7 protein-coding genes are annotated in these 9,953 nt (G+C 50.7%); 2 read left to right on the top strand and 5 right to left on the bottom strand.

Translation table 11 applies throughout. From position 1 onward, the window contains the following. Positions 1-786 precede the first annotated feature (786 nt). Positions 787-1,791 (bottom strand): type I glyceraldehyde-3-phosphate dehydrogenase, encoded by a 1,005-nt coding sequence (gap, locus tag HMPREF3277_RS08710; RefSeq protein WP_003766473.1) that lies wholly within the window; start codon positions 1,789-1,791, stop codon positions 787-789. A gap of 568 nt (positions 1,792-2,359) precedes the next feature. On the opposite strand from gap, the gene lpxC reads away from it, so the two are divergent. Further along, a complete protein-coding gene (lpxC, locus tag HMPREF3277_RS08705; protein WP_070857426.1) occupies positions 2,360-3,274 on the top strand; it encodes a UDP-3-O-acyl-N-acetylglucosamine deacetylase in 915 nt (304 codons plus the stop codon). Positions 3,275-3,586: 312 nt separating this feature from the next. Here lpxC and ggt read toward each other — a convergent pair whose 3' ends face one another. Further along, entirely contained in the window at positions 3,587-5,356 is a 1,770-nt protein-coding gene (ggt, locus tag HMPREF3277_RS08700) for a gamma-glutamyltransferase (RefSeq protein ID WP_070870836.1), read from the bottom strand. A gap of 482 nt (positions 5,357-5,838) precedes the next feature. Between ggt and gnd the strand changes: the two genes are divergently transcribed. Continuing rightward, positions 5,839-7,287 carry a decarboxylating NADP(+)-dependent phosphogluconate dehydrogenase gene (gene gnd, locus HMPREF3277_RS08695; protein ID WP_070857428.1) on the top strand — a complete coding sequence of 483 codons (1,449 nt, stop codon included), beginning with the start codon at positions 5,839-5,841 and terminating at the stop codon, positions 7,285-7,287. Positions 7,288-7,705: 418 nt separating this feature from the next. On the opposite strand, the gene HMPREF3277_RS08690 is transcribed toward gnd, so the two are convergent. From HMPREF3277_RS08690 to HMPREF3277_RS15625, 3 genes are all read right to left on the bottom strand, one after another. Continuing rightward, positions 7,706-8,602 carry a polyprenyl synthetase family protein gene (locus HMPREF3277_RS08690; protein ID WP_070870835.1) on the bottom strand — a complete coding sequence of 299 codons (897 nt, stop codon included), beginning with the start codon at positions 8,600-8,602 and terminating at the stop codon, positions 7,706-7,708. Further along, the gene (locus tag HMPREF3277_RS08685) at positions 8,586-8,810 is read right to left on the bottom strand and encodes an exodeoxyribonuclease VII small subunit (protein WP_003755792.1); all 225 of its coding nucleotides are present in this window, start codon (positions 8,808-8,810) and stop codon (positions 8,586-8,588) included. Before HMPREF3277_RS08685 ends, HMPREF3277_RS08690 begins: the two co-directional genes overlap by 17 nt. A gap of 136 nt (positions 8,811-8,946) precedes the next feature. Continuing rightward, positions 8,947-9,953: transferrin-binding protein-like solute binding protein (locus tag HMPREF3277_RS15625; protein ID WP_246830790.1), on the bottom strand; the 1,007-nt coding region annotated here is incomplete at its 5' end.

Raw genomic sequence — 9,953 nt, 5'->3', positions numbered from 1 at the left:
GCTGTACTGGTTTAAAGTTAATCCACTATATTTAATCAAAGCGAATCTTATTCAAGATAAACCAAATCCGTAGCGTGGGCTTTGCCCACGAATCCTACCGTTTAACCATTCGAATGGGGTGGTTGTCCTTGCATTTTATTTCGTGGGCAAAGCCCACGCTACACGTTGCTGCAACGGCAATCTGTCCCTTTTCCCATCGGACGGGGGAAGGTTAGGATGGGGGTGGCTTTGTGGGTTTAGTCAAATCGAATTCGTACAGTTTGTAGAGCCACCCTCTCCCCAACCCTCTCCCGCCGGACGGGAGAGGGAGTAGATTGCAGGTAAAAACAAGGTCGTCTGAAAACTTTGAGATTTGAGTTTTGGAAAAACTCGTTCCCAATTTTTTCAGACGACTTCGTTTATTCAATCAATACAGTTTTATTCAATTAATTTGGGATAAACCCAACCCGTAGCGTGGGCTTTGCCCACGAAATTTATCATTCAATAATCAAAATTAGACAACAGCCGAACCTGCTTTCATCTCGTGGGCAAAGCCCACGCTACTCGTCGTTGCAACGGCAACTTGTCCCTTCCCCCGTCCGGCGGGGGAAGGTTAGGATGGGGGGCTTTATGGTTTTAGGTAAAATTAAATTCATGAAATTTGTAGAACCACCTTCTCCCCCAACCCTCTCTCATCTGGTGGGAGAGGGAGTAGATTGAAGGTAAAAACAAGGTCGTCTGAAAAAATTTTCAGACGACCTTTTTCTCTTACTTATCCACAGACTGGTTTACCCAATCCGAAAACTTTTAGATTTTACCTGCGAAGTATTCCAAAGTGCGGACGAGTTGGCAGGTGTAGGACATTTCGTTGTCGTACCAAGCGACGGTTTTCACCAGTTGTTTGTCGCCTACGGTCATTACGCGGGTTTGGGTCGCGTCGAAGAGCGAGCCGTATTCGATGCCGACGACGTCGGAAGAAACGATTTGATCTTCGGTGTAGCCGTAAGATTCGTTGGCGGCAGCTTTCATCGCGGCGTTGATTTCTTCTTTGGTCACAGGGCGTTCGAGGACGGAAACCAATTCGGTCAGCGAGCCGGTGGCAACGGGGACGCGTTGGGCGGAGCCGTCGAGTTTGCCGTTCAATTCGGGGATAACCAGACCGATGGCTTTGGCGGCGCCGGTGCTGTTGGGCACGATGTTGAGCGCGGCAGCGCGGGCGCGGCGCAAATCGCCTTTGCGGTGCGGCGCGTCAAGGGTGTTTTGGTCGCCAGTGTAGGCGTGGATGGTGGTCATCAGGCCTTCAACTACGCCGAACTCTTTTTGCAGGACTGCCGCCATCGGGGCGAGGCAGTTGGTGGTGCAGGAAGCGGCGGAGATGACGGTTTCGCTGCCGTCCAAAATGTCTTGGTTCACGCCATATACGACGGTTTTCACGTCATTGCCGCCGGGGGCGGAAATAACGACTTTGCGCGCACCGGCGCGGATGTGGGCTTCGGCTTTGGTTTTGCTGGTAAAGAAGCCGGTACATTCGAGGACGACGTCTACGCCCAATTCGCCCCAAGGCAATTCTTCAGGATTCGGATTGGCGAAGACTTTGATTTCTTTGCCATTCACTACGATGGCATCGTCTTTCAATTCGGCAGTACCTTGAAAACGGCCTTGGGTGCTGTCGTATTTGAAAAGGTGCAGCAGCATATCGGCAGGGGTCAGGTCGTTGACGGCGACGACTTCGATGCCTTTGGCTTTTTCAATTTGACGCAATGCCAGACGGCCGATGCGGCCGAAACCGTTAATCGCTACTTTGATGCTCATTTTGATACTCCTGTCAGTAGGGAAAGGGATAAATTTCAATAAGGGCTATTGTAGCCTGAAATAAAACTACTACCTAGAATTACACGATGCTACTTTTAAAATGTTTGATTTAAATAAAAAAACCGTGAAATAGGTCGTCTGAAAACGTAGATTGGTACGGTTTGTCCCCATATTTGGGGATAAATTTTGGTTGTTTTAAAATTAATATGTAATTATTTAAAAAAATGATGATAGTGATGAGTGTATCCCCGCTTTGTGGATAACCTTATTACTGATTGTATAATCAAATTGTTGTATTCATTTAAAGGCTGCGTTCAAGTTTTGTTTTTTATGAGAACAAAGTCGGATAATCTGTAATTGTTTGAATTTTTCTGTGGATAAAATCGGATTTTTCCACTCAGATTACACGGCATACTGTGGATAATCTTACCGGTACAAAGGGTCGTCTGAAAAATCTATGGTTCTGAAACGCCTACATTAGCAAATACTATTAAAAATAATGGATTATTTTTTCCTTTTTATCGTATTATCCAAATATCAAACCAATTATTGAATAAGGAGGCGGTTTATGCTGCAACGAACTTTAGCAAAATCCATCAGCGTAACCGGCGTCGGGCTGCATTCGGGCGAACGGGTCGCGCTGACCCTGCACCCCGCGCCTGAAAACAGCGGGATTTCCTTCCGCCGTACCGATTTGGACGGCGAAATGGGCGAAACCATCAAACTTACGCCCTACCTCATCAATGATACGCGCCTGTCGTCCACCATCGTAACCGACAAAGGCGTGCGTGTCGGCACGATCGAACACATCATGTCCGCACTGTCCGCCTACGGCATCGACAATGCGCTGATTGAGTTAAACGCGCCCGAAATCCCGATTATGGACGGCTCCAGCCTGCCGTTTATTTATCTTTTGCAAGATGCGGGCGTTGTCGATCAAAAGGCGCAAAAGCGGTTTTTGAAAATCCTCAAGCCCGTCGAAGTCAAGGAGGCGGGCAAATGGGTGCGCTTTACACCGTATGACGGCTTTAAAGTGACGCTGACCATCGAATTCGACCATCCGGTTTTCAACCGCAGCTCGCCCACTTTTGAAATCGATTTCGCGGGCAAGTCCTACATCGACGAAATCGCGCGCGCGCGCACCTTCGGCTTTATGCATGAAGTAGAAATGATGCGCGCCCACAATCTCGGACTGGGCGGCAATTTGAACAACGCCATCGTGATTGACGACATGGACGTTTTGAATCCGGAAGGTTTGCGTTATCCCGACGAGTTTGTCCGCCACAAAATCCTCGATGCCATCGGCGATTTGTATATCGTCGGACACCCGATTATCGGCGCATTCGAAGGCTACAAATCCGGCCACGCTATCAACAACGCTTTATTGCGTGCGGTTTTGGCGGACGAAACCGCTTATGAATGGGTGGAATTTGGTGACAACGAGAATTTGCCATCCGCCTTCCACGAGCTGCCTGCGGCTTGAGATAAGACAGCGTACAAAAAGGTTGTGGATGATTGTTTACCCACAGCCTTTTTATTGAATAAAGGTCGTCTGAAATCTTGGTTTTAAGTTTTCAGACGACCTTTCAATAAAACAAAACCATCTCCCGCCAATATTTCAGACATGATTATCCACATGGCTATCTAATCTATCCTTCTGAAAAATAAAAAGATTATATTTTTTCTCAAATTTTATACACACTTTATCCATAGCTTTTCTCCAGCGATAAAAAAGGTCGTCTGAAAACCCAAATTTGGATTTCAGACGACCTTTTATCCACAAGCTGATCGGTGATCAATCGCCCATGACTTTACCTTCGCGGCGCGGGTCGGCACCACCGAGCAAACCATCTTTGCCGATCACAATGCCTTGTACGCCGGAATTCAAATCGCGGATTTGGACTTTGTAGCCCAGTTTTTCCAACGCTGCCGCTTTGTCCGCCGCAGCGGTTTTTTCCTCGATTTCATACTGGCTGCCGCGATTGAGCATATTCGGCAGGGAGATTGCCGCTTGAATGTCCATGCCCCAGTCGATATGCGCCACCAGCGTTTTGGCGACGAAACCGATGATGCGGCTGCCGCCGGGCGAACCGACTGCCAGATAAGGCTTGCCCTCTTTCATCACAATGGTCGGCGCCATCGAAGAACGCGGCCGCTTGCCGCCCGCCACGCTGTTTGCCACCGTTTTACCGTCCGCGCCGACAGGGTTGAAAGCAAAATCGGTCAATTCATTGTTGAGCAGATAGCCGTTTGCCATCAGTCCCGAACCGAACGCGTTTTCAATCGAAGTCGTCATCGACACGACGTTACCGTCTTTATCCACAACCACCAAATGGCTGGTGGACGGCAGCTCTACCGCCATACCCTGCGCGTATGCCTTGCCGAACCGACCCGCCTGAATGTTTTCCAACGCCTTGTCGGATTGGCGGATTTCTTCGGCACGCGGTTTCAGGTAAGCCTGAGAAATCAGGGCGCGGGTCGGGACGTTGACAAACGCGGGATCGCCGACGTAATAATCACGGTCGGCAAACGCAATCCGCGACGCATCGCCTATCCAGCGCCAACTGTGGATATTTTCCGCGCCCAACACCTTCATATCCTGATTTTGCAGGACGCCCAAAATCTCGCCTAAAGCAATCGCGCCCGAACTTGGCGCGCCCATGCCACAGACTTCGTATTCACGATACGGCGCGCAAACCGGTTCGCGCTCGATAACGCGGTAGTTTTTCAAATCCGCCATACTGATTTTGCCGGGGTTATCCACAGCGCCGGTAACGGCACGGACAATATTCTGCGCCTGCGCCCCCTGATAAAACGGCGCGCTGCCTTTTTCCGCCAACAGGCGTACGGAGCGGGCAAATTCAGGGTTTTTCAACACCGTTCCCGCTGCCAAAGGCTTGCCGTCGGGCAGGAAATACGCGGCGGTTTGCGGATAGCGTTTCAAAGGCTCCAAATTTTGCTCGATGGATTTCGCCATGCGCGGTGAAACGGTAAAGCCTTGTTCCGCCAAAGCAATCGGTTTGTCAAATAGGCTTGCCCAAGGCAATTTGCCGTAACGCTTGTGGACATCTTCCAGCAGCTTCGGAATCCCCGGCACGCCGACCGAACGGCCGCCGACCACTGCGTTCATAAAGCCCATCGGCTTGCCGTTTTCATCCAAGAAAAGCGCCGGCGTTGCCGCTTTCGGCGCCGTTTCTCGGGCATCAAACGTCGTCAGTTTTTTCGCCTTATTGTCCCAATACACCAAAAACGCACCGCCGCCCAAACCGGAAGACTGCGGCTCGGTCAGTCCCAGCGTGGTCTGCATGGCGATCATCGCATCTATCGCGCTGCCGCCGCGTTTCAAAACCTCATATCCCGCTTCGGTCGCCAACGGATTGGCAGACGCCGCCATATAATGTTTGGCGCGGATCAATTTCTGCTCAGTCAGCCCCGTCCCTTGTTCCGGCGCATGGTTATCCACAGCCGTCGGCATAGGCGCGGCATCAGGTTTCTGCATAGGCTGGTGCGCGCACGCCGCCAAAACCAAAACTGCCAACAGGTTTAAGCTAAAGGAAAATTTCATATCTGCTCCCTTTTGATGAGATATTTTTCAGACGACCTTTAATAGGACTAAAACACGCAAAAGGTCGTCTGAAACATGAAAACCGATTGGACTGTTTATCTCGTCATACAGTTCCGTTTGAGCCCAGTATAAAACCGGCAGGCTGTGTGTATAGCCGGAAAGTTATACACAAAACCAAACCGGATTTCAAAATTATCCACATCTGCAAACAAGGCAAACAGCAGTTTATCCGCATCCAAAATCTGCATTCAACTTATTGAACTGAAAAAGGAATCAAAGTTATACACAAGAAAAATCGCGACTCAATATAATCATCTATTTATTATTTAAAATCTTATTTATAGTTTGTTTCCCAACGCGCAGCCAAAGCCCGCAACGTAAAGGCATCTTTTCAAAAAATTAGATAGTTAAGGATTGTTAAACCTCTGTAAATCAGATAGAGTTACGGCTGATAAATTAAATTAATAATGGAGCTTCCATCAATGAAAGGCGATATCGGCGTCATCGGCTTGGCCGTTATGGGTCAAAATTTGATTTTGAATATGAACGATCACGGTTCCAAAGTCGTGGCGTACAACCGGACCACTGCTAAGGTAGACGATTTTCTCAACGGCGCAGCCAAAGGCACCAACATTATCGGTGCCTATTCATTGCAAGATTTAGTGGATAAACTGGAAAAACCGCGCAAAATCATGATGATGGTACGCGCAGGTTCTGTCGTGGACGACTTTATCGAGCAACTTGTCCCGCTTTTGGACCAAGGCGACATTATTATTGACGGGGGTAACGCCAACTATCCCGATTCCACCCGCCGCACGCACGAGCTGGCGGCAAAAGGCATCCGCTTTATCGGCGCGGGCGTTTCCGGCGGCGAAGAAGGCGCGCGTCACGGCCCGTCCATCATGCCCGGCGGCGACGAAGCCGCATGGCCTGCCGTCAAACCCATTTTCCAAGCGATTGCCGCCAAAACCCCGCAAGGCGAACCCTGCTGCGACTGGGTCGGCCGTGACGGCGCGGGCCATTTCGTCAAAATGGTGCACAACGGCATCGAATACGGCGATATGCAGTTGATTTGCGAAGCCTACCAATTCATGAAAGACGGCTTGGGTCTGAGCTACGACGAAATGCACCGCATTTTCAGCGAATGGAACCAAACCGAGCTGGATTCCTACCTGATTGAAATCACCGCCGCGATTTTGGGCTACAAAGACGAAAATGGCGAACCTTTGGTCGAAAAAATCCTCGATACTGCCGGACAAAAAGGCACAGGCAAATGGACCGGCATCAACGCCCTCGATTTGGGCATCCCGCTGACGCTGATTTCCGAAGCCGTATTTGCCCGCTGCGTATCCGCGTTCAAAGATCAACGCGTTCAAACCGGCCGCTTGTTCGGCAAAACCGTTACCCCCGTTGACGGCGACAAAGCCGCATGGGTCGAAGCCCTGCGCCAAGCCCTGTTGGCATCCAAAATCATTTCCTACGCACAAGGCTTCATGCTCATCCGCGAAGCCAGCGAAAACAACGATTGGGCATTGAACTACGGCAACACCGCCCTTCTGTGGCGCGAAGGCTGCATCATCCGCAGCGCGTTCTTGGGCAACATCCGCGACGCATACGAAGCCAATCCCGATTTGGTGTTCTTGGGTTCCGACCCCTATTTCAAAGGCGTATTGGAAAACTGCCTGCCCGCATGGCGCAAAGTTGTCGCCAAAGCCATCGAATGCGGCATCCCCATGCCCTGCATGGCTTCCGCGATTACCTTCCTCGACGGCTACACCACCGAACGCCTGCCTGCCAACCTGCTGCAAGCCCAACGCGACTACTTCGGCGCGCACACCTACGAGCGCACCGACAAACCGCGTGGCGAATTCTTCCACACCAACTGGACAGGCAAAGGCGGCGATACCGCATCGACCACTTACGATATTTGATTTGTCTGAATCAGCGAAAAGGTCGTCTGAAAACCATAAGTTTTGGGTTTTCAGACGACCTTTTGATTTGAATCTTTCAATTTGAGGCACGCTTGTTATGGAAATCTCAACGACAAATTTCGATTTTAAAAACGGATGTTTGCAGGAACAGAAGGGCGGTTAAAACGCCTATAAAATCCACTGTTTGCGCACAACTTATCCACATTTTAATCCCAGTTTATCCCGTTGAATAAAAGCATGATTCATTATAGTGGATTAACTTTAAACCGGTACGGCGTTGCCTCGCCTTGCTCTGATTTAAATTTAATCCACTATAAACGCCGTCCCTATACAAAAAGGTCGTCTGAAAATCTTGGAACTGATTTTTCAGACGACCTTTGGTGTCTCCGTAGCTTAAAAGACAAATGATTTAAAGCGTTTAATTTTTCCGCGCAGTGACAAATTCCGCCAGTAGCCGCAAATGCAGGGCTTTTGCGCCGAAGGGTTCGAGCAACGCGACGGCTTCTGCGGTCAGGGTTTCGGCGTAGGCGCGGGCGGCTTGCAGGCCCATCAGTTTGACGTAGGTCGGTTTGTCGTTGTCGCTGTCTTTGCCGGCGGTTTTACCCAGGGTGGCGGTGTCGGCTTCGCAGTCCAACACGTCGTCGATAACTTGGAATGCCAAGCCGAGTTTGGCGGCGTAGTTGTCCAAGGTGCGGACGCCGTCTGAATCCAAATCGGGGCAGGCAAGCGCGCCCAATACGGCGGCGGCGCGGATGAGGGCGCCGGTTTTGAGGCTGTGCATCTGTTCCAACTGCGCCTGATTCATGGCTTTGCCGACGTTGGCAAGGTCGATGGCTTGTCCGCCCGCCATGCCGAGGCTGCCGGATGCTTTGGCGAGCGTGGACAACATGGCGATTTGGCGTTCGGCGGGCAGTCCGGTCGGACGGCTCAATACGTCGAAGGCTTGGGTTTGCAGCGCGTCGCCGACCAAGAGGGCAGTGGCTTCGTCGTATTTCACATGGCAGGTCGGTTTGCCGCGCCGCAGGCTGTCGTTGTCCATTGCGGGCATGTCGTCGTGGACCAAGGAATAGACGTGCACCATTTCGATCGCCGCCATGGCTTGCTCGACGGCGTTTTGGTCGGCATCGCCCAATTCGGATGCGGCGAGCACCAAGAGCGGGCGCAGCCGTTTGCCGCCGCCGAGGGTAACGTAACGCATGGCTTCGTGCAGCGTGTGCGGCACTTGGTTTTCAGACGGCAGGAAACGCTCCAGCAGCAATTCGGTCTGCGCTTGGGCTTTTTGCTGCCATGCTTTCAATTCATTCGCCGGGTTCAAGGTTCAGCTCCTTCAGTTCGCCCGCGTCCAATACTTGCAGCTTTTGTTCGACTTCCGCCAGCTTGGTTTGGCAGTATCTGACCAGCTCGTTGCCTTCCTGATAGGCTGCCAGAGCGTCTTCCAGCGGCATTTCGCTGCTTTGCATGGACTGGGTCAGGGTTTCGAGGCGGGCGAGGGCTTCTTCAAAGGATTTGGGGGCTTTTTTCATGATGATGCGGGCAAAAAATCAAAGCGGTATTGTAGCATTTTATGGGCTGCTTCTTGGTCAGGAACGGAAAAAGGTCGTCTGAAAACCTGATTTCCAAGTTTTCAGACGACCTTTTGAGCTGATGATACGGTAAAAATCATTCTTTCAGAGCGGCGGCACCAAATGTACCATTTTTAGATTCCAGAAGATGATCGAATCGGCCGGTAAGCTCTTCTGCTTGGGGGCCGAGGAACATACCCGACATGATTTTTTGTTCTTTCTCATCCACATGGAAGAAGCGGTTGCCGACGATTTGACCTTCCAGATTCACTTCATCAAATTCACCGTTTTCTGAGTAAACCGCACCGGAGAGGGATTTGCGGCCGAAGTCCACCATAAAGATGGAGTTGCCGAACGTATTGGCTTGTCCGATATCGCTGTAAAGCGCATAACCGCGGTAAAAAGCCTGACCTTCTTGAGGCATCGCTGCTTCCGGAGTAATAACGCCTTGGTAGAACATATACGATGTATGGATGTCAGTATCTCCATTCTTCAAGCCATAAAAACCGTAGCGGCCGTATTTCAGATGAGTGGCGGCAACCAGGACAGATTTTTCGTTCACATTACCGAATACTTCAGCCCTTTGAGGCTCAGTTTCGGGCAACAGCGGGATTTTTTGTCCGTCCAATTCAAGAATATTGATGTCGCCGATATGGGAAATATCATCGCCTTCCATTCCTGATTGGGAAATTTTGCTGTAATAGCCGTCGATTTGTTGGGTTGCAGCAGCTTCAGCGGCTTTGCGCTCAGCTTCCGGTTTAGCTTTTTCAGCCTCTTCAGCCGCCTTGCGTTCTGCCTCAACTTTGGTTTTCTCAGCTTCTTCGGCAGCCTTACGTTCTGCCTCAGCCTTGGCTTTCTGAGCCTCTTCAGCGGCTTTACGTTCTGTTTCTACTCTAGCTTTTTCAGCTTCTTCAGCAGCCTTACGTTCTGCTTCTACTCTAGCTTTTTCAGCTTCTTCGGCAGCTTTGCGTTCAGCTTCAGCTTTAGCTTTTTCAGCTTCCTCAGCCGCTTTACGTTCAGCTTCAGCTTTAGCTTTCTCAGCCTCTTCAGCGGCTTTACGTTCAGCTTCAGCCTTAGCTTTCTCGGCTTCTTCAGCAGCCTTAC

The sequence above is a fragment of the Neisseria sp. HMSC70E02 genome (assembly GCF_001838645.1).
GTDB lineage: Bacteria > Pseudomonadota > Gammaproteobacteria > Burkholderiales > Neisseriaceae > Neisseria > Neisseria macacae.
This window is presented reverse-complemented; position numbering and strand designations above follow the sequence as displayed.

Coding starts and splice junctions, on each gene's coding strand:
- ggt (WP_070870836.1), bottom strand. CDS start 5,356: ATGAAATTTTCCTTTAGCTTAAACCTGTTGGCAGTTTTGGTTTTGGCG.
- HMPREF3277_RS08685 (WP_003755792.1), bottom strand. CDS start 8,810: ATGAAAAAAGCCCCCAAATCCTTTGAAGAAGCCCTCGCCCGCCTCGAA.
- gnd (WP_070857428.1), top strand. CDS start 5,839: ATGAAAGGCGATATCGGCGTCATCGGCTTGGCCGTTATGGGTCAAAAT.
- gap (WP_003766473.1), bottom strand. CDS start 1,791: ATGAGCATCAAAGTAGCGATTAACGGTTTCGGCCGCATCGGCCGTCTG.
- lpxC (WP_070857426.1), top strand. CDS start 2,360: ATGCTGCAACGAACTTTAGCAAAATCCATCAGCGTAACCGGCGTCGGG.